Below are 19569 nucleotides of genomic sequence, written 5' to 3'. Positions count from 1 at the left end.
GCCCCCCCTCCCCACCCCCCCCCCCCCCACCGCCCTCCCCCCCCGCGCTTTCCGCCGCGCCCCCCCCACCCCCCCCCAGCACCCCCCGCGCGGCCCGCCCGGGCCCCCCCCCCCCCCCCCCCCCACAGCATATTCCTTGCGTCAGGGGCGCAAAATCAGGCGGAGACGGCGGCCGGAATGGCGCAGGAGACGCCGGTTCCGTGCAGGCCGCAATAGCCATAGGGGTTCTTCGCCAGATATTGCTGGTGGTCTTCCTCGGCGAAGTAGAATTCCGGCGCCGGCGCGATCTCGGTGGTGATCTTGCCGCGTCCGGCACCGCGCAGCGAAGCCTCGTAAGCATCGCGCGAAGCGAGCGCCGCCTGGTGTTGCGCGTCGTTGAACGTGTAGATCGCCGAACGGTAGGTGGTGCCGACATCATTGCCCTGGCGCATGCCTTGCGTCGGGTCGTGGCTTTCCCAGAACAGCTTCAAAAGCTCGGCATAGGACACGATCTTCGGATCGTAGACGACGAGCACGACTTCGGCATGGCCGGTGAGCCCGGTGCAGGTTTCCTGATAGGTCGGGTTGGGCGTGACGCCGCCAGCATAGCCGGCCGCCGTGACCCAGACGCCATCGACCTGCCAGAACAGGCGCTCGGCACCCCAGAAACAGCCCAGCCCGAACATCGCCGTCTCAAGCCCTTCGGGATAGGGACCCTTGAGCGGCCTGTTCGAGACGAAATGCTTCGATGCCGTCGGGATCGGCCGGTCGCGGCCGGGCAACGCCTCGGAGGGCTTCGGCAGGTTGAGCTTCTTGTTCAGCATATCGCTGAGAAACATGTGCGATTTCCTTTTCTTCTTGCTTGAGCCTTCCCCGATCCGGGGAACGCTGGATCCGGGAACGCAGGAATTTTAGGTCGCGGCGAACCGCCCGCTGGGGCGCTGCCGCCTGTAGCCGATGGCATAAAGAACGAAGGCCAGCACCGCGAACACGGCAAAGCCGGGCTGGCTGAGCACCCAGGCGATGGCGCCGTCCCACAGCAGCGGATTGAGCTTGTCGCGGACGAAGCTTTCAAAGGCGCTGCGCGTGTCCGGCGAGACGGCGAGCCAGCTGGTGTTGAGCGGGGTCATCACCAGCGCCGAAGCCGCCACCGACCGGGTCGCGTCGAGCACGGCCATGATGACCGAAACCGAAAGCGCGACCATTGCAGCGAGACGAAAGACGAAGCGGAACATCCAGACCCTTCCTCCCCAGGAGTTTATCGGAATGTCGTGTCGGACTGTTAAATAGGATTTACCTGCTTCGTCTGCAATCGCGACACGCGAAGTTGAACTTACGCCGGCGGCTTGCACCTGGGCCGGCTGACGAGCCAGACGGCGAAGACGCCGCGGCCGACTGGTTTGTAGGCGCCCAACGAGCACACTGATGCCATGGGCTGAGCATCCCTATCCGGCAAAGCGAATAGAGTGTCTTGGCATTCGGCACCGGATCGACTAGATGAGCCCCGCGCCTGTTGCTTTGACGGCTCGGGTGCGGGGAAAGGGTATCCGCTGGTTGACGGCGCCCACGGCCGGAATTCCGGGCCGGAATCCCAAAGGAGATGCATCTCCCCAACCCGCACGGCGAAACCGGCCGCGTCGAAGATGCTAAAAGGACGGAGAGGTGGCCGAGTGGTTGAAGGCGCACGCCTGGAAAGTGTGTTTACGGGAGACCGTAACGCGGGTTCGAATCCCGCTCTCTCCGCCAGCTAATCCCGAGAAACCCTTTATTTTCCGGGCGTTTGGTAAGGTTCGGTTAGTAGCCTACTAACCAGCCTACTAATCACTAGGGTCAAAACTCCGCCAATGGCCGAGATGGGTGGAAGACCGACGTTCGCTGACAGAAAGACATCACCGTCGCAGCGTCGTCTACAAACGGGGAGGTGTCTCAATGTCAGTGGAAATCCGGGCTGCCTCGGAGGCAGACTTTGACGCGCTCGTTCGGCTCAATCAGGTGGTTCAGAGTCTCCATGCTGAATTGCATCCAGACGTTTTCAAACAGGCAGCCGATCCGTCTGCGGTGAGGACATTCTTCGCAGCGAGGCTGGCTGATCCGAAGAGCTCGATCGCGATTGCTGAGATTGATCGCGCTCCAGTCGGCTACGTCTGGTTTGAAATTCAGTCGCTGCCAGAAACGCCGTTCACTTTCCCTCGGCCCCTGATCTATGTGCACCACATCTCGGTTATGCCGGAAGCTCGTCGTCGTGGAGTTGCCGCAGCTTTGATGTGCCATGTTGAACAGCGAGCTGCTTGCGAAGGTATCGACGAAATTGCTATGGGCATCTGGGCAGCCAATCTCGACGCGCGGCATTTCTTTGGGTCGCAAGGATGCGTTCCGTACAACATTGCACTTTGCAAGAAGCTTGTGAGAGTCAGCTAAGGGTCAGCAAGCGGACGTTTGAATTACGGTGACAGTGCACTTTGAATTACGGCGACAGAATTACGGTGACAGTGCACTATTTGTCATGTTTGCTCGGCTGTCGCTGTGCGTAAATTGAACGCATGGCTCGACTTGCATTACCGCGCCGCCGATGTCGCGCAACCGATGGGCAGCGAAGCACTTCTCGACCGTGATTGCCGAGCAAACCGGAAAGAGCAGTGAAATTGGGAAACGCGACAGGCGGGAAAAAGAAGATGGTGCACTGTCACCGTAATTCGTAATTTGCAGAGGGCGCGAAGGATCGCTACTGAGCGGCTCCATCTGCGCCGCACCCCTTACCCCAGATCAGCCCACAAGCCGAACGACCCGCGCTCCACCAGAGCGCGGGCTTCGACAGGTTCGTTAGTGTCGCTACGCGTCTAGCGCGGAACCGCTTGTATTCCCGAGACCGAGCGCTCTGTTTCGCCGGAGAAAACCACGAAGGCAAAGATCAGCACGGCGACAGCGACAATCATTGAGCCGGTGGCGACGATCGGCTCGAGCGCCGGATTTCCCTGCAGCATCAGGTAAAGCGCCGGCAACATCACGACCAGGCCGAGATTGTAGACGCCATAGTGGATCATCGCCGTCCTGCGGGCAGCCTTCGCCGGGTTCAGCGCATAATAGCCGCCGAATATTGCACTGGTGACCCATCCCAGCAGGTTGATGTGCGCGTGAGCCGGAAACGCGCCGTGATCGCCTGAAATTGCCATCTGCAGGCCAGCTGCAATTCCCAGAATAAGAAAGACGATGGCTGTCTTGAAAAAGAGCTCCGAAACCTTAGGCATGTCATTCTCCCAAACCCGTTTTGCCGCCGCATCATGCTTTGTTTCCGGCGACCTTGCCAAGGGGGACCGTCGGGCCTGCCGAACCATTTGTTGGCGGCCTGACGGCCCGTTGGCGGCCGGCCACCGAGACTGGCCGGTTGCGAGTCCAGCCGGTAAAAAATATGCGCTCACGCTAATTTGATTGCAATATCACCCGCCAGGCTTCCACGTCGTTCTCACAAGGGAAGTGTCCTGCACGATGGTGGTGCCATACGCGCCAAAGGTCAGCCTGTCAGTGTTGCAGCAAGGCCTCGCCAAACTTCTCCCACAGCTGTGTGCAATCTGTTGCTCTGAGGCTGGGGGTTCCGAGTGGGCCATATCGGATGACGGCGGCGTGAACATCATAGCCAACGATAGGTGCATTGGCGACAAAGTGGATAGCCTCGCCCAATCGGCGAGAGCCAATTGGCGCATCGGTTTTGTTGGTGATGTCGAAGACACCACAAATATCCACTTCCTGATTTCTGGCTGCCAACGCAGCTTCCATTACCTGTTCGTGCATCATCGAAATCTCTCCTAACGGTCTAAGTCTAAGAACCGCGGCTTTTGCCGGTCCGGCAGCTGACAACCGCCAAGTCGAAGTGCCTTTTGCAGCATCTCGATTGGCTCTTGCTGCGAGCCACTCCGCCCGCTCCCGCGGCAAGCCGATAAGGCAACTGCCCGCGAAATCCGCAGGCACGTCCACGGTCGCATCAAACACGGCCCACGTGCCAGTCGGCTCCTGAACGGGCAAAAACCTCATAACAGCGTCTGCTAATATACCATACCGACTGTGAGGACGGAGCTTTGTTCCTGCATCGATCAAACGAATGAGAGATGTTGTCGAAATGTCAGGCGACGCTCGCCGAAAACAATCGTCGGCGACATCGCCAGGATCGAAGGCTGAGCAGCGATCCGGCCGCATTCGGGACAAGCACAAGATGCCGGAGACAAGCGCGGTCAGAATGTTCAGCCAGAATCGCGTTTTCGTTGCGGATGGATGGTCTCGCCGCGCTTCAGCATCTCCACGAACGCCGCGATCTTCTTCTTGCGTCCGGCTTCGGTCTTCATGTTGTGGGTGCGGAAGGCGAGCGCGAAGCGGTTTTGCTCGCTGAGCTTCGCCAGCATCTCTTTCGCCTTGGGCTCGGCGTCTATTGCCGCCTGGAGGTCGTCGGGGATCTTCATCTCCTTGCCGCTCCTATAGGCGCGCGCCCAGCGGCCGTCGGCCTTGGCTGCCTCGGCCTGCCTCAGCCCATGCTCGGTCATCCGGCCCTCCTCGATCAGCCGGGCGACATTGTCGACGTTGATCTGGCTCCAGGTGCTCTTCTTGCCGCGCGGGGTATAACGCTGCAAATAGCTTTTGCCGTCCAGGGCCTTGCGCACCGCATCGATCCAGCCCCAGCATAACGCCACGTCGATGGCTTGCTTCGGCGTGATCGACGGCAGCCCCGAATCGCGCTTATGGATCTTGATCCAGACTTCGTCCTCGCTGTCGTGATGCTCGCCAAGCCAGGCATGGAAGCTTTCGGCATCCCTGAACTCGCGCACCTTGGCCGGGTCGACCTTGACGGGCGCCATCAGCCGGTCCGCCCGTGACACAGGCGCGTAACGACGCCGAACCGCTTGCCGGCCGCGCGCGCGCTCATCTCAGCTCCAAGTCCGCAATCCGCAGGCCGGATGATTCCCGCTGGCACGCGTTCAGCCTGCGCGATTGGGCGTGCCGAGGACATGGGATTTCGGCGGCAGCATGACGTCGTCGAATGTCTGCGTGAACATCGCCGCCGCAAAGAAAGCGACGGCGCGCAGGGTTTCGGTGCCGGTGTTGACGAGGTCGTGCCGGACCGGCGTCGGAAGTACCAGGACGCTGCCGGGCCTGACCGGGTGGATGCTGCCGCCCTCGATGTGCAGCTCGCCGGTGCCGGCGATGATGTATTGCGTCTCCTCGGTGGCGTCGGTGTGCCAGCCGAGCCGCTTGCCGGGCTCGATCTCGTAGACAATGACTGAGGACTGGGTGGTGCCGTGCCCGCCGTAAACCGCGAAAGCGCCGGCCCATTTGACCGACGGATCGTCCTCTGCCCAAACCAGCGAACGTTCGAGCCTGTCGGATGCGACGACTGCTGTCATGGCTTCGTTCCTCTCAGCGAATGGCGAACACGAATCTAGATGATTTTTCTGGTCTGCGTCAGCAAAACTGGCTGCCAACCGTTTCCTCGCCCATTGCGCGTAACTATTTGTCGTGCCGCGATCTGACCATTCTACTCTGGGATCGTATCACTGAGCCGATTTCACCATGCAACCAAGCCTTTACCTTTCAGCCAGTTTGGAGTTGCCCCTGCGTTGCGTTCGTGGTCCGGTACAACCAGGGCGCTCAATGCGAATTCGGCAACGGTCGCCTCACCGACCGTCAAGGCAACACACCGTGAAGGCAACCCAGGAGATAGCAATGGGCATTTTCGACAGTATCAAAGGTGCGATTTTCGGAAACGCGGTTGCGGCCGAAGCGCCGCCGGCGCAACCGTCTCCCGCGCCTGCTTCGAGCACGGCCACCCAGCCGACGGCGCCTACCCGACCCGACCCGGCTGCAACCCCGGCTCCGGCAACGCCATCCGCGCCGTCCTCTGCTCCTGACATCGCTGCCATTCTCGACAAGGCGGTGGCCGCGAAAGGGCAAAAGCTCAACTGGAAGAATTCGATCGTCGACCTGATGAAGGCTCTGAATATCGATAGCAGCCTCGGCGCCCGCAAGGAGCTTGCTCACGAGCTGAACTACACCGGCGACATGAACGACACCGTAACGATGAATCTGTGGCTGCATGATGCACTGATGAAAAAGCTGGTCGAGAATGGCGGCAAGCTTCCGAGCGATCTGGCCGCCTAGAGTCATAAGACAAGCAATTCCAGGAAAACGTGTGAACGGTTTTCCATCCGGAATTGCGTCAAACAAAAAAGACAGACCGGTTCGGCGTTCCGTGAAACGAAGAACCGTCCTGGTCCTGCCCGCACCGTGGTTCTTGCTGCGCTGACTTCGACCGCAACCGAGCAGACCCGACTGCCAAGCAATCAAACTGCCAAGTAAATAAATTGAGACCCATCCCGGCCGCCGGGATGGGTCTGTGGCGAAGTCGCATGGCACAAAAGTGCTGCCGCCTCGCGCCCGGATTGCCTCACGCAAAACCGACGATTTCGGTCGCTGCCCCGCGCGCTGGTAGGACCACCATTTCGCTGGCGAAACCCGACGTTCGGCGTATCATTCTCGCGGGAGAGGGTTCATGGTGGGAGGAAGCCAATGAACGTGGTGCAGAGGGTGACTGTCGCCGACTTGACGGCCCAAGAGCTTGTTTCATCTGCGCTTTCAAGATTCGGCGCCGGCGACACCATATCGACGAGGGCGATGCTGGACATCGTTCGCCGGACGGCCCCGGCCTGCGGTGACAGTGACGACGATCTGGTCGAGATTATCGTCATGACGGCCGTTGGTAGGACCATGGGGGTCGTGTTCGACCATCGCTACCCTTAGCAATCCGCAACGAATACCAGGCTGCGCCCAGGAGCAGTGGCGGGCGGTTGGCAGCGCGCGGCGGAAATTTACTGGTGCGGCCAAGGAAGCGAGCCTTTTTGTGCGCGAAGGCCAGCCTGGCGCCGTGCCCTTGCTTTGAGCAAAAACCGCCGCTCATGTCGGGTCATGCCCGAGGGTAGGCAACTGGGCGACACGCTCGAAGGAACTCGCTGAAATCTTGCCCGTTATGCTCTCGTTGAGATGAGGAGAGCTGCCATGGCCGACGACAAAACCAGGACCGACAGTCGCGACCGCTCACGAGTGGCGGGCGGCGAAGACTATGAGGTACGTCATTTCGCCGAGGAAGCGGGCATTACCCCTGATCAGGCACGCACGCTGATCAAGCGCCACGGCACCGACCGCAAGGTGCTGAACGAAATCGCCGAGAGCATAAGAGCGTCGTAATGGCTAACAAGAAAACCGCAATGGCCGACCGCAAGACGCGCGATCCGGACGAAAAGAAGGCTCTGCACCTGGCCGAAACCACCGACGTTTCGCCGAAGCAGGCGAAGGATCTGATGCGCAAGCACGGCAAGGACAGCCCGAAAGTCGAGAAGGAAGCCAAGAACTTCAAGGCCGAGGGCTGAACGGCCGGAGGTCTGCCCCTCACCCGCAACTTAGTAGTCGCTGCTCAACGTGCCCAGCCGGTTAGACGCGCGGCACAGGGTTGTGGCCGCAATCCTGCAGCTTATCGGTTTTCTAACAAATTCGGGCTATCCCTTCCGCTATCGCGGCTCAGGGATGCCATATGCGCGGGATGTCTGGTGAGGCGAGGCCGTCGATAGACGACATACGGCATGTGAGGCTGGTGTTTTGCCTGCTGGCGGCCGTCGTGATGGCGACGGCGCTCCTCGCCTTTGCCACCTCCCTCCTGCAGGATCCCGATAGCTGGTGGCACATCAAGGTCGGCATGGATATGCTGGCAAGCCGCACATTCCCCTCCGTCGACATTTACTCCTACACTTTTGCCGGCCAGCCATGGATCGCCAAGGAATGGCTTAGCCAGGTTCTCCTTGCCCTTGCCTTCGAAGCCGGCGGCTGGAACGGCGTGGTACTGCTGGCGACTGCGGTAATCGCGCTGACGGCCTTCTTGACGTCGTGGTATCTCAGCGCGTCGTTGAAGCCGACGCTGGCGATAGCACTGACACTGGTGCTCGCGCTCTTGATCGGGCCAATCTATGTCGCCCGACCCCACATCTTTACCTTGCCCATTATCGTCGTCTGGACCGCCGGTCTTTTCCAAGCCGCACGCAACGAGAAAGCGCCGCCTCTATGGCTGCTGGCGCTGCTTTGCCTGTGGGCCAATCTCCATGCCACCTTCACCTTCGGTTTCATTATCGCCGCCTTCGCCGGCCTCGATCTCGTCATGCGCACGCGCTTGTCGAACCCCCGGCTGCTGGCCAAGTGGATCGCTTTCGGGCTGCTTTGCCCGCTGGTCAGCCTGCTCAATCCCTATGGCGTCAAGGCCATACTCGCCACATTCACCGTGGCCTATGGCAATGAGGCGGTGCCTTACATTGCGGAGTGGCAACCCTTCGACGCCTCGCGGCATACCCTCCAGGAGGTGGCCCTGCTGGTGGCGTTTTTCGGGCTGCTCGCGTCGAGATTGCGTATTGGCTGGGCCAAGGCGCTGTTCCTTGTCTTCACCTTGCACGTCTATCTCACCCACATACGGTTCATGTACCTGTTCTTTCTTCTTGTCCCGGTCGTCCTTGCCGTCGAGGTTGCGCAACAATATCCAGCGCTTTCAGCCCCTACATGGGCCGCGGAAAAGCGCGACGGACTTGAACAATTTTTCGCGCGGCAATTTTCCAGAATTTGCGCTGGACTTGCCGTTTTGCTGGTTTTGGCGGCCGCGGTCTTCCTGGCCTATCCGGTCGTGCCGAGCCAGAAGACTTCGGCGAGGGATGCGCTGGCCTTCGCCCAAGCCCATAATCTGTCAGGCAATCTGCTGAATTCCTACAATTTCGGCGGCACGCTGATTTTCCATGGCATCAAGACGTTTATCGACGGCCGGGCGGATCAGCTCTTCCTGAACGGCTTTACGGAAACGGATGAGCAGACTGGGCACAGCCGGGGCAAGCCGATCCTGAAAGCCCAGCTCGAGAAATATGCGATAGGCTGGGCATTGTTGACCGCCGACGACAGCCGCATTCCGTTCTTCGACGAACTGGGCTGGAAGCGGGCCTATGCGGACGATTACGCTCTGATCTATACCCGCGCAGACTGATCCCCGGCAGCTTCGCGCGCCGGTGCGCACCTCCCCCTGAAGCTGTGGCCAGCGCCGAGGCGGCGAAATCCTTATGGGATTTTGATTTCTTTGCTCCGCGTCCCGTCTCGAACCTTTATGGCACTTTGATCCATATTCGGCAGAGCGATGTATCCGGCCGCCGATGTGAAGCGGTGAGCGGGCTTGGACAGTTTTGTCCAAGTTGAAAAGAACAAACTCAATATAGGAAATTGCACGATGGACATCATTGTTGTCGGGATAGGAATCTCGTTCTTTGCTCTATGCTTCGGTTACATCAAAGCCTGCGACGGGCTGTAAGTTTAGGGGATCGAAACATGCTCTTCGACTATATCCTCGGCGGCGCCGTGACCCTGTTCCTTCTCGCTTACCTGACATACGCCCTCGTTCGCCCGGAACGCTTCTGATCTCCGCTGGCAAGGAGCCAACCCCATGACAATCAACGGATGGCTGCAGATCCTCGTCTATTGCGGGATCGTCGTTTTGCTGGCCAAGCCGCTCGGCGGCTACATGCATCGCGTTTTCAGCGGCGAGCGCACATTCCTGTCGCCAATTCTGGCCCCGCTCGAGCGCGGGCTCTACCGTATGTCCGGGACCAGCGAGCGCGAGGAGCAGCACTGGACCTCCTATGCGGCGGCCCTGCTGTTCTTTAACCTGGCCGGCTTCCTGGTGCTCTATTTCCTGCAGCGGCTGCAAGGCGGCCTGCCCTACAATCCGGGCGGCATGACCGCCGTCGAACCTGGGCTTGCCTTCAACACCGCCGCCAGCTTCATGACCAACACCAACTGGCAGAACTACGGCGGCGAAAGCACGATGTCCTATCTCGTGCAGATGGCCGGCTTGACCGTGCAGAACTTTCTGTCGGCCGCGACCGGCATCGCCATCGCGGTCGCACTGATCCGCGGCTTTGCTAGAGCCTCAGGCAAATCGATCGGCAATTTCTGGGTCGATATGACCCGCTGCACGCTCTATCTGCTTGTGCCGTTCTGCATCGTGTTGACGCTTGTCTATGTCTATCTCGGTATGCCGCAGACGGTTGGTGCTTACGTCAACGCGACGACGCTGGAAGGCGCGCAACAGACGATCGCGGTCGGGCCGGTCGCTTCGCAGGTTGCCATCAAGATGCTCGGCACCAATGGCGGCGGCTTCTTCAACGCCAATGCAGCGCATCCCTTCGAAAATCCCGACGCGATCTCGAACCTGATCCAGATGGTGACGATCTTCGCCTTCGGCGCGGCGCTAACCAATGTCTTCGGTCGCATGGTCGGCAACCAGCGCCAGGGCTGGGCAATTCTGTCGGCGATGGGCGTGCTGTTCATCGCCGGCGTTGCCGTCTGCTACTGGGCCGAGGCCGCCGGCAATCCGCTCGTCCATGCGCTGGGCATCGACGGCGGCAACATGGAGGGCAAGGAAAGCCGCTTCGGCATCGCTCTGTCGGCACTGTTTGCCGTCATCACCACCGCCGCGTCCTGCGGCGCGGTCAACGCCATGCATGACAGCTTCACCGCACTCGGCGGCATGATCCCCATCATCAACATGCAGCTCGGCGAGGTCATTGTCGGCGGCGTCGGGGCCGGCTTCTACGGTATCCTGATGTTCATCGTGATCGCCGTCTTCGTTGCCGGGCTGATGGTCGGACGCACGCCCGAATATCTCGGCAAGAAGATCGAGGCCAAGGAGGTCAAGATGGCAATGCTGGCCGTCCTCTGCCTGCCGCTGGCGATGCTGGTCTTCACCGCCATCGCGGTGGTGCTGCCGACCGGCGTTGCTTCCATCGCCAACGCCGGCCCGCACGGCTTCTCCGAGGTCCTCTATGCCTACACCTCGGCCGCGGCGAACAATGGCTCCGCCTTTGGCGGTCTCAGCGGCAACACGCCCTGGTACAACATAACGCTCGGCATCGGCATGCTGATGGGCCGCTTCCTGGTCATCATTCCGGCGCTGGCGATTGCTGGATCGCTGGTGGCGAAGAAGACCGTCCCTGCCTCCGCCGGCACCTTCCCGACCGACGGTCCGCTGTTCGTCGGGCTGTTGGTCGGTGTCATCCTGATCGTTGGTGGCCTGACCTTCTTCCCGGCCCTGGCGGTCGGACCGATCGTCGAGCACCTGGCGATGATTCACCGTCAGACATTCTGAAACGGCCATGCCCTGGTTCAAGATCATATCTCGGAAGGCCCGGCATCGTCCCGAGCCGGAGGGGGAGAAAACGCCTCCTCCTTTCCCGACCCTGTCCACATTCCTCGCTATTGCGGCAGCCTTGATCATTATCTGGCTGCTGGCTTACGGGCCGCCGCACCTTCGTTCGGCACACGATCGACCGGTCACCAACATCGACACTGGAGCCACCAAATGAGCCAGTCGAAATCCGTGAGCATCATGGATCCCCGCATTCTGTTGCCCGCCATCGGCGGATCCTTCAGAAAACTGAACCCGCGCACCTTGATGCGAAACCCGGTGATGTTCGTCGTCGCCGTCGTCTCGGCGCTCACCACCGTGCTGTTCGTCAAAGATCTCGTTACCAGCGGCGGCGATCTTGGCTTCACGCTGCAGATCATCATCTGGCTGTGGTTCACAGTGCTTTTCGCCAACTTCGCCGAAGCGGTGGCCGAAGGCCGCGGCAAGGCGCAAGCAGACTCGCTGCGTCGGGCGCGAACCGAGACGCAAGCCAAGCTGTTGAACGGCGGCGACCGCCGCAAGTTCAAGCTGGTGCCCGGCACCAGCCTGAAGGTCGGCGATATCGTGCTTGTCGAAGCCGGCGACATCATCCCCTCGGATGGCGAGGTGGTCGAAGGCGTGGCTTCGGTCAACGAGGCGGCCATCACTGGCGAATCCGCACCTGTCATCCGCGAATCCGGAGGCGATCGTTCGGCGGTGACCGGCGGCACGCAAGTCTTGTCCGACTGGATCCGGGTGCGCATCACCGCGGCTTCCGGCCATACGTTCCTCGACCGCATGATCTCGCTGGTCGAAGGCGCCGAGCGCCAGAAGACACCCAACGAGATCGCGCTCAACATCCTGCTCGTCGGCATGACGCTGATCTTCGTGCTGGCGACAGCGACGATCCCGAGTTTTGCCTCCTATTCGGGCGGCTATATCTCGGTGACGGTGCTGGTCGCCCTGTTCGTCACGCTGATCCCGACCACGATCGGCGCCCTGCTGTCGGCCATCGGCATCGCCGGCATGGACCGCCTGGTGCGTTTCAACGTGCTCGCCATGTCGGGCCGCGCCGTCGAGGCGGCCGGCGATGTCGACACGCTGCTGCTCGACAAGACCGGCACGATCACGCTGGGCAACCGCCAGGCAACGGCATTCCGTCCGGTCAGCGGCGTCACCGAACAGGAACTGGCCGACGCCGCCCAACTTGCCTCGCTTGCCGACGAAACGCCGGAAGGCCGCTCGATCGTCGTGCTGGCGAAGGAGAAATACGCCATCCGCGCCCGCGACATGGCAAGCCTGCACGCGAGTTTCGTGCCCTTCACCGCGCAAACCCGCATGAGCGGCGTCGACCTGGAAGGCTCCTCGGTCCGCAAGGGCGCAGTCGATGCGGTGGTTGCCCACGTCAACCTCTCGACCATTGCCACAGGCAGTACGCGCCCCGGCAGCGACACCGTCCGCGACCTTCAAACCATCGCCGACGAGATCGCCAAATCCGGCGGCACCCCACTGGCGGTCGAGCGCGATGGGCGCCTGCTCGGCGTCGTCCACCTGAAGGACATCGTCAAGGGCGGCATCGCAGAACGCTTTGCCGAATTGCGCCGCATGGGCATCCGCACGGTGATGATCACCGGCGACAATCCGATGACCGCGGCGGCGATCGCGGCGGAAGCCGGCGTCGACGACTTCCTTGCCCAGGCGACGCCCGAGGACAAGCTGAAGCTGATCCGCGACGAACAGGCCAAGGGCAAGCTGGTCGCGATGTGCGGTGATGGCACCAACGACGCGCCGGCGCTTGCGCAGGCCGATGTCGGCGTCGCCATGAACACCGGCACGGTCGCGGCACGCGAGGCCGGCAACATGGTCGATCTCGACAGCGATCCGACCAAGCTGATCGAGATCGTCGAAATCGGCAAGGCGCTGCTGATGACGCGTGGTTCGCTGACGACCTTCTCCATCGCCAACGACGTCGCAAAGTATTTTGCCATCATCCCGGCAATATTCGCCGTCTTCTACATCGCCCCGGGCCAAACCGCCGGGCCGCTGCAAGCGCTCAACGTCATGCATCTGGCAACGCCGCAGAGCGCTATCCTCTCGGCCATCATCTTCAACGCGCTGATCATCATCGCGCTGATCCCGCTGTCGCTGAGGGGCGTCAAATACCGCGCTGTCGGCGCCGGTGCGCTGCTCAGCCGCAATCTCATAGTCTACGGCCTTGGCGGCGTCGTCGTGCCCTTCGTCGGCATCAAGGTGATCGACATGGCCATCACTGCTCTCGGTCTCGCATAAGGAACCACGTCGATGCTCAATCAAATCAGGCCTGCGATCGTCATGATCGTCTTCTTCACCGTTCTGACGGGGTTGGTCTATCCGATCGGCATGACCGGCATTGCCCAGGCGCTGTTTCCGCGCCAGGCCAATGGCAGCCTGATCGAGAAGGACGGCAAACTCGTCGGTTCCGAGCTGATCGGCCAGGCCTTCACCAGCGACCGCTACTTCCATGGCCGTCCGTCGGCTGCCGGCGACGGCTACAATGCCGCCGCCTCGGGAGGTTCGAATCTCGGCCCGACCAACCCGAAGCTGATCGACCGTATCAAGAGCGACGCCGAGAAGTTGAGAGCCGAAAACCCGAACCAGCCGGTACCGATGGATCTGGTCACCACGTCCGGCAGCGGCCTCGATCCGCATATCAGCCCCGATGCGGCCTATTTTCAGGTCGCCAGGGTGGCTAAGGCCAGGGGCGTCGATGAATCCAGGATCAAATCGCTCGTCGACAGCCATATCGAGGATCGCGAATTGGGATTCATGGGCGAGGCGGTGGTCAATGTGCTGGCCCTCAACCTTGCGCTGGACGATGCGATGAAACAATGAAGGGCGGCGCCGGGATCGACACCGAAGCCGGCGCCGTTCATGATTGACCCTTATGCCAGACGACAGCCGCACCGCCGAAACCAGGCCTTCTCCCGACGCGCTGCTCGCGCACGCCGAGCGGGAGGAGCGCGGTCGGCTGAGGATATTTCTCGGCGCCGCCCCCGGTGTCGGCAAGACCTACGAGATGCTGATGTCAGGCCGCGCCAGGCTGGCCGACGGAGTCGACGTGGTGATCGGCATCGTCGAGACGCACGGCCGCAAGGAAACCCAGACGCTGGTCGAAGGCTACGAGGTCATTCCTCGCCTTGAGATCGATTACAAGGGGCGGATCCTCGAGGAGATGGATCTCGACGCCATCCTCGCCCGGCGCCCGGCGCTGGTTCTGGTCGACGAACTCGCCCACACCAACGTCGCCGGCAGCCGCCACCCCAAGCGCTACCTCGACGTCCAGGAAATCCTGACGCACGGGATCGATGTCTACACGACACTGAACATCCAGCACGTCGAAAGCCTGAACGACGTCGTGGCCCAGATCACACGCGTCAGGGTGCGTGAAACCGTCCCCGACTCCATCATCGATCAAGCCGACGATGTCGAGATCATCGACCTCACCCCCGACGACCTGATCAAGCGGCTGGAGGAAGGCAAGGTCTACTTCCCCAACACCGCCCAGCGCGCCATCGAGAACTATTTCTCGCCGGGCAATCTGACGGCGCTCAGGGAGTTGGCGCTTCGCCGCACCGCCCAGCGGGTCGATGAGCAGTTGCTCAACCATATGCAGGCACACGCGATCCCGGGACCGTGGGCGGCCGGAGAAAGGGTTCTCGTCTGCGTCGACGCGCGTCCTGGCGGAGCGGCTCGCATACGCTATGCGCGCAGGCTGGCCGACCGCCTCCGTGCCCCCTGGACGGCGCTTCATGTGGACACCCCTCGCTCAGCCGCCATGCCCGAGGAGGACAAGGATCGGCTGGCGACGCAGTTGCGCCTTGCCGAGCAGCTCGGTGCCGAGGTGACGACCATTCCGGGTCAGAATGTCGCGCAAGACATCGTTCGCCATGCGACGGCGAACAACTTCACCCATATCGTGATCGGCAGGCCGACCCGATCACGCTGGCGCGAATTGATCGAAGGCTCGCTCACCTATGATCTCATCCGCGACGCCGGCAACATCAGCGTCCATGTAATTTCGGGAACCGACCAGGGCACCGACGCACCCTCGAAAAATGTCAGCGCGGCAACCGAGCAGAAGCAGTTTCAGGTTAGGCCCTACCTGCTAGCTACAGCCTATGTCATGGGCTCGCTGGCCTTCAGCACTGTTCTCGACCAGTTTCTCGACGTTCGCAATCTGGCCATTGTCTTTCTGCTGGCGGTGCTCACATCGGCTGTAATGGGCGGGCTCTGGCCAGCGTTGTACGCCTGTGTCGTCAGCGCCCTTGCATTCAACTACTTTTTCCTAGAGCCGCGCTACACACTGACGATCAGGGATCCGGAGAGCATCGTTGCGCTTGCCGTCTTCCTTGTTGTCGCCGTTATCGCCAGCAATCTGACGGCGCGGGTGCAGCGTCAAGCGATCGCTGCCAGCTCACGGGCGCGCGCCACGGAAGACATCTATCAGTTTTCAAAGAAGCTCGCCGGCGCCGGTACCCTGGACGACGTGCTATGGGCCACTGCCTTCCAGATCGCCTTGATGCTGAAGCTGCGCGTAGTGCTGCTTTTGCCCGAGGACGGCACAATCGCGGTCAAAGCCGGCTACCCACCCGACGACACGCTGGCCGAGGCCGACATCGCAGCAGCCCGCTGGGCGTGGGAGCATAACCGCGCCGCCGGGCGCGGCGCCGACACGCTGCCCGGAGCAAAACGCCTCTATCTGCCCTTGCGGACCGGACGCACGGCGGTGGGCGTCGTCGGCCTCGACAACGACAAGCAAGGTCCGCTGCTGACACCCGAGCAGCAACGTCTGCTCGATGCGCTCGCCGACCAGGCGGCGGTCGCCATCGAGCGCATCCAGCTCGTCGCCGATGTTGACCGGGCCAAGCTTGCGGCCGAGGCAGACCGTCTGCGCTCGGCCTTGCTCACCTCCATTTCCCACGATTTGAAAACGCCGCTTGCCGCCATCATGGGCGCGGCCGGAACACTCAGGGACTTCGAGGCCGCACTGCCCGAGCAGGACCGGGCGGAACTGCTGTCGACCGTGCTTGATGAATCGGAAAGGCTGAACCGCTTCATCGCCAATCTGCTCGACATGACCAAGATAGAATCCGGCACGATGGAGCCGAATTATGCATTCCACTATGTCGGCGACATTGTCGGCTCAGCCCTGCATCGGGCCCGCAAAATCGTCGGCGAGCATAAGACCGAGACCGATATTCCATCGGATCTGCCGATGTTGCGGCTCGACCCCGTTCTGTTCGAGCAGGTGCTGTTCAATCTCCTCGACAATGCTGCAAAATACGCGCCGCCAGGTTCGACGATCCGCCTGCAGGCCTGGGCCGACAATGGCAGCGTCATCCTGCAGATCATGGATGAGGGACCAGGCATTCCGCCAGCGGACCTGGAGCGCGTTTTCGACACTTTCTACCGTGTGCGCAAGGGTGACCAGGTGCGTGCCGGCACCGGGCTCGGATTGTCGATTTGCCGCGGCTTCATCGAAGCGATGGGCGGGACGCTCTCGGCGGCGAACAGGACCGACCGCTCGGGCGCGGTTTTCACCATAAGAATGCCGGTGCCGGCAGAACTCCCCGATGTCGGTGAACCCGATGCTGACGATCGAAACATGGACCACCTGTCATGACGAATTTGGACGTCAGGATATTGGTGGTCGACGACGAGCCGCCGATCCGGAAACTGCTTCGCGTCGGGCTCGGCAGCCAAGGCTATGCGATCAGCGAGGCGCCGAACGCCAGCGCGGCGATTGAACTCATGGAGACGGAAAAGCCGGACCTGGTCCTCCTCGATCTCGGCCTGCCCGGCATGAGCGGGCATGAGCTGCTGCGCAAATGGCGGGATGATGGCCTGGACATTCCCGTGGTTATTCTTTCGAGCCGCACTGATGAGGCCGGCATCGTCTCGGCCCTCGAACTCGGCGCCGACGATTATGTCACCAAGCCGTTCGGTATGAACGAGCTTGTGGCACGCATCCGCGTGGCGCTGCGCCACAAGTTCCAGCAGCAGGGTGAGAAACCGGTGTTCCACACCGGCGACCTCTCCGTCGATCTGGTGAAGCGCATCGTCAAGGTCGAGGACAAGGAGATAAAGCTCTCGCCGAAGGAATACGACATCCTCCGCATCCTCGTACAGCACGCCGGCAAGGTTCTCACCCACCAATTCCTGCTGAAGCAGGTCTGGGGCGATTCCACCGACGTTCAATATCTCAGGGTCTATGTCCGGCAACTCAGGCAAAAGATCGAAAAGATGCCCGACCAGCCCCGTTATATCACCACCGAGACCGGCGTCGGATATCGGCTGCGCGAAGTCGAGTGAAATGGGAGAGCCAGCCTCGCGTACCGCAATGCCTCCTCAAAGCCGGCAGGACGACGTAGCAATTCGCCGCGAATCAGCGGCGGCCATGGCATCGCCGGGCAAAACCCCTATATTAATCTGAGGTCGGTTTTGTGCGGGAATTAATGAATGTCACAGCTTCGTCTATTGACGTTTTTAGGGTCGGCAATGCTGGCAACGGTGATGCTGTCGGGCGTAAATTCTGCCGCATCGGCACAGATCGTCAGCCCCGCCGACCGCAACGCATTGATCCAGCAAAACCAGTTGCAGATGCTGGAGAACAGGCTGCAGCGGCAGCAATATCAGCAGCAGCAACAGCAATACCGTGCGCAGGACCGCCAAATCCCGGCGCCCCAACCGCAGGTGGTGCCGCAGATGAAGCCGACTTGTCAGTTGCTGCCGTCAGGGAGCGGCTTTGTCAGCACTTGCCGCTAACGTTTTCATTTATTTAGCCGACTTATTATGCTTGGATGCCGCCGCACCTGAGATAACATCGAAGGCGGTTTGGATTTAGCAATGCTGCCCTTCGTGCTTTGGGCACCGCTTCGACTGGATTTTTGAATGGCAGCCAGCAGAAAGAAGGTCGTCCGTAAGGCAAGGAAGGGCGCCCGGATTCGCCAGGTCGCGGCGATCCCCTTTCGGCTGAGCGAGCATGGCGATGTCGAGGTTATGCTCGTCACATCGCGAACGACGAGGCGCTTCATCGTGCCGAAAGGCTGGCCGATGAAGGGCAAGGGCGGTCGCAAGGCGGCCACCATCGAAGCACAGGAAGAAGCCGGCGTCCTCGGCAGGATATTGAAACAGCCGGCCGGCACCTATTGCTACTGGAAGCGGCTGGCGAACCGCTTCGTCCGCGTCGACGTCGTCGTCTATTTGCTGGAGGTAACCGAGGAACTTGCCGACTGGCAAGAAGCCAACAGGCGGCAGCGGGCATGGCTGGCACCGGCCGACGCGGCGCTGCTCATCGACGAGCCGGATCTTTCGACGTTGGTGAGGAACATCAGGAGTCCCGAGCTGGAGCATACCCCCAAAAAGCAGAATCCGGCTTTCGGAAAAGATCACGCTCAATAAACCATGGGGGTCTATCCCGACTCTATCGGGAATTGGCTCCAGCGCCCTCCGCTGTCGCTTGAACCGACATCTCACTGACTGCCTTCGTCTTCCTCGGGCAAAGGCCGCGCCGGCGTGCCGGTATAGGCCCACAGCCATTCGCGCGGCAGCGGCCCTTTGTTGCGGTCGCTTTCCTGCGACTGTTCCCATGCATGGGCCAGGATGCCGACCGAGCGCGACAGTACGAAAAGGCCTCGCGTCAGCGGCGGCGGGAAGCCGAGCTCTCCGTAGATGACGGCCGTGGCGCCGTCGATATTGAGCGGGATTTTTTTGCCCTTGCCCCGCGCAACTTCCGCCTCGACCATCTCGGCGATGTCGGCGAAGCGCCCGCTGACGACGCCGCGCGCGGCAAAGTCGCGGGTCAGTTCGATGAGGCGCGGCGCCCGCGGGTCGACCGGGTGGAAGCGGTGGCCCAGCCCCGGCACATAGCCGTCTTCCCCAGCAAGGACACGATCAACCCGCGCCGACACCGCGTCCGCGAGCGGCACGCCGGCGTCCAGTTCGGCGGCGATGTCTCCGTAGAAGGAGAGCGCCTGTTCGCCGGCGCCTCCATGCACGTCGCCAAGCACGTTGACGGCCGACGCCATGGCGCTGTTGATGCCGACACCGCACGTGATCGCCATGCGGGCGATGGCGATGGACGGCGCCTGCGGCCCATGGTCGACGGCGGCACCCAGCGCGATGCCAAGCAGCGCCGCCTGCTCCTCGCTCGGCAGTTCGCCGCGCAGCATCAGCCAGATCATTGCCGGAAAGCTGACGCGGCCGATCAGATCCTGGATCTCATAGCCGCGCAGCCGGATGACGCCGGGCCGCATCTCGATGATGCCGGTCTGCCACCATTCCTCGCCGCGCGCGCGGCCAGTCTTGTTTTCCGTGTCGCTCATGCCTTC

The 19569-nt window shown here is 61.6% G+C and carries 21 protein-coding genes and 1 tRNA gene; 15 read left to right on the top strand and 7 right to left on the bottom strand.

Annotated elements, in window-relative coordinates:
- Positions 1-155: 155 nt before the first annotated feature.
- Together msrA and NKH29_RS21185 are read right to left on the bottom strand one after the other, a co-directional pair.
- Positions 156-818 carry a peptide-methionine (S)-S-oxide reductase MsrA gene (gene msrA / locus NKH29_RS21190; RefSeq protein ID WP_023719003.1) on the bottom strand — a complete coding sequence of 221 codons (663 nt, stop codon included), beginning with the start codon at positions 816-818 and terminating at the stop codon, positions 156-158.
- 72 nt (positions 819-890) lie between these two features.
- Positions 891-1214, bottom strand: coding sequence for a hypothetical protein (locus NKH29_RS21185; RefSeq protein WP_023719002.1), 324 nt, complete (start codon positions 1212-1214; stop codon positions 891-893).
- Between the two features lie 421 nt (positions 1215-1635).
- Between NKH29_RS21185 and NKH29_RS21180 the strand changes: the two genes are divergently transcribed.
- A tRNA-Ser gene (locus NKH29_RS21180) sits at positions 1636-1725 on the top strand.
- A gap of 183 nt (positions 1726-1908) precedes the next feature.
- The gene (locus tag NKH29_RS21175) at positions 1909-2397 is read left to right on the top strand and encodes a GNAT family N-acetyltransferase (protein WP_352548339.1); all 489 of its coding nucleotides are present in this window, start codon (positions 1909-1911) and stop codon (positions 2395-2397) included.
- A 419-nt stretch (positions 2398-2816) separates the two neighbouring features.
- Here the strand turns inward: NKH29_RS21175 and NKH29_RS21170 are convergent, their stop codons facing one another.
- The 4 genes from NKH29_RS21170 to NKH29_RS21155 all read right to left on the bottom strand — a co-directional run bounded on the left by NKH29_RS21170 (position 2817) and on the right by NKH29_RS21155 (position 5366).
- Positions 2817-3224, bottom strand: a complete 408-nt coding sequence (locus NKH29_RS21170) for a heme-copper oxidase family protein (protein WP_023719001.1) — start codon at positions 3222-3224, stop codon at positions 2817-2819.
- Between the two features lie 271 nt (positions 3225-3495).
- A complete protein-coding gene (locus NKH29_RS21165) occupies positions 3496-3768 on the bottom strand; it encodes a hypothetical protein (protein WP_031194005.1) in 273 nt (90 codons plus the stop codon).
- Between the two features lie 443 nt (positions 3769-4211).
- A complete protein-coding gene (locus NKH29_RS21160) occupies positions 4212-4820 on the bottom strand; it encodes a YdeI/OmpD-associated family protein (protein WP_023718999.1) in 609 nt (202 codons plus the stop codon).
- Positions 4821-4940: 120 nt separating this feature from the next.
- The gene (locus NKH29_RS21155; RefSeq protein ID WP_031194003.1) at positions 4941-5366 is read right to left on the bottom strand and encodes a cupin domain-containing protein; all 426 of its coding nucleotides are present in this window, start codon (positions 5364-5366) and stop codon (positions 4941-4943) included.
- Positions 5367-5685: 319 nt separating this feature from the next.
- Here NKH29_RS21155 and NKH29_RS21150 point away from each other — a divergent pair, with 319 nt between their 5' ends.
- From NKH29_RS21150 to NKH29_RS21090, 13 genes are all read left to right on the top strand, one after another.
- Positions 5686-6120: a DUF3597 domain-containing protein gene (locus tag NKH29_RS21150; RefSeq protein WP_352483570.1), complete on the top strand. Its 435-nt coding sequence runs from the start codon at positions 5686-5688 to the stop codon at positions 6118-6120.
- A 408-nt stretch (positions 6121-6528) separates the two neighbouring features.
- Positions 6529-6759, top strand: a complete 231-nt coding sequence (locus tag NKH29_RS21145; RefSeq protein WP_023718996.1) for a hypothetical protein — start codon at positions 6529-6531, stop codon at positions 6757-6759.
- A 255-nt stretch (positions 6760-7014) separates the two neighbouring features.
- Positions 7015-7203 (top strand): DUF3606 domain-containing protein, encoded by a 189-nt coding sequence (locus NKH29_RS21140; RefSeq protein ID WP_023718995.1) that lies wholly within the window; start codon positions 7015-7017, stop codon positions 7201-7203.
- On the top strand, positions 7203-7385 hold the full coding sequence (locus NKH29_RS21135) for a hypothetical protein (RefSeq protein WP_036244723.1): 183 nt from the start codon (positions 7203-7205) through the stop codon (positions 7383-7385). Before NKH29_RS21140 ends, NKH29_RS21135 begins: the two co-directional genes overlap by 1 nt.
- A gap of 161 nt (positions 7386-7546) precedes the next feature.
- The gene (locus tag NKH29_RS21130) at positions 7547-9028 is read left to right on the top strand and encodes a hypothetical protein (RefSeq protein ID WP_352483571.1); all 1482 of its coding nucleotides are present in this window, start codon (positions 7547-7549) and stop codon (positions 9026-9028) included.
- 335 nt (positions 9029-9363) lie between these two features.
- Positions 9364-9453: a K(+)-transporting ATPase subunit F gene (locus NKH29_RS21125; RefSeq protein WP_023675300.1), complete on the top strand. Its 90-nt coding sequence runs from the start codon at positions 9364-9366 to the stop codon at positions 9451-9453.
- Positions 9454-9478: 25 nt separating this feature from the next.
- Positions 9479-11182, top strand: coding sequence for a potassium-transporting ATPase subunit KdpA (kdpA, locus tag NKH29_RS21120; protein ID WP_352495475.1), 1704 nt, complete (start codon positions 9479-9481; stop codon positions 11180-11182).
- A 213-nt stretch (positions 11183-11395) separates the two neighbouring features.
- Entirely contained in the window at positions 11396-13489 is a 2094-nt protein-coding gene (kdpB, locus tag NKH29_RS21115; RefSeq protein WP_353000518.1) for a potassium-transporting ATPase subunit KdpB, read from the top strand.
- A 12-nt stretch (positions 13490-13501) separates the two neighbouring features.
- Positions 13502-14071, top strand: a complete 570-nt coding sequence (gene kdpC / locus NKH29_RS21110; protein WP_353000516.1) for a potassium-transporting ATPase subunit KdpC — start codon at positions 13502-13504, stop codon at positions 14069-14071.
- A 52-nt stretch (positions 14072-14123) separates the two neighbouring features.
- Positions 14124-16862: a DUF4118 domain-containing protein gene (locus NKH29_RS21105; protein WP_352856904.1), complete on the top strand. Its 2739-nt coding sequence runs from the start codon at positions 14124-14126 to the stop codon at positions 16860-16862.
- On the top strand, positions 16859-17551 hold the full coding sequence (locus NKH29_RS21100) for a response regulator transcription factor (protein WP_023718987.1): 693 nt from the start codon (positions 16859-16861) through the stop codon (positions 17549-17551). The genes NKH29_RS21105 and NKH29_RS21100 overlap by 4 nt, the downstream gene beginning before the upstream one ends.
- Before the next feature lie 147 nt (positions 17552-17698).
- On the top strand, positions 17699-18004 hold the full coding sequence (locus NKH29_RS21095) for a hypothetical protein (RefSeq protein ID WP_353000514.1): 306 nt from the start codon (positions 17699-17701) through the stop codon (positions 18002-18004).
- Between the two features lie 126 nt (positions 18005-18130).
- A complete protein-coding gene (locus tag NKH29_RS21090) occupies positions 18131-18640 on the top strand; it encodes an NUDIX hydrolase (protein WP_352483576.1) in 510 nt (169 codons plus the stop codon).
- 71 nt (positions 18641-18711) lie between these two features.
- Here the strand turns inward: NKH29_RS21090 and NKH29_RS21085 are convergent, their stop codons facing one another.
- Complete coding sequence (locus NKH29_RS21085) at positions 18712-19563, bottom strand: citryl-CoA lyase (protein WP_352483577.1); 852 nt, start codon at positions 19561-19563, stop codon at positions 18712-18714.
- Positions 19564-19569 lie beyond the last annotated feature (6 nt).

Source organism: Mesorhizobium sp. M1295, assembly GCF_040318135.1.
In the GTDB taxonomy this organism is placed as follows: domain Bacteria; phylum Pseudomonadota; class Alphaproteobacteria; order Rhizobiales; family Rhizobiaceae; genus Mesorhizobium.
This window is presented reverse-complemented; position numbering and strand designations above follow the sequence as displayed.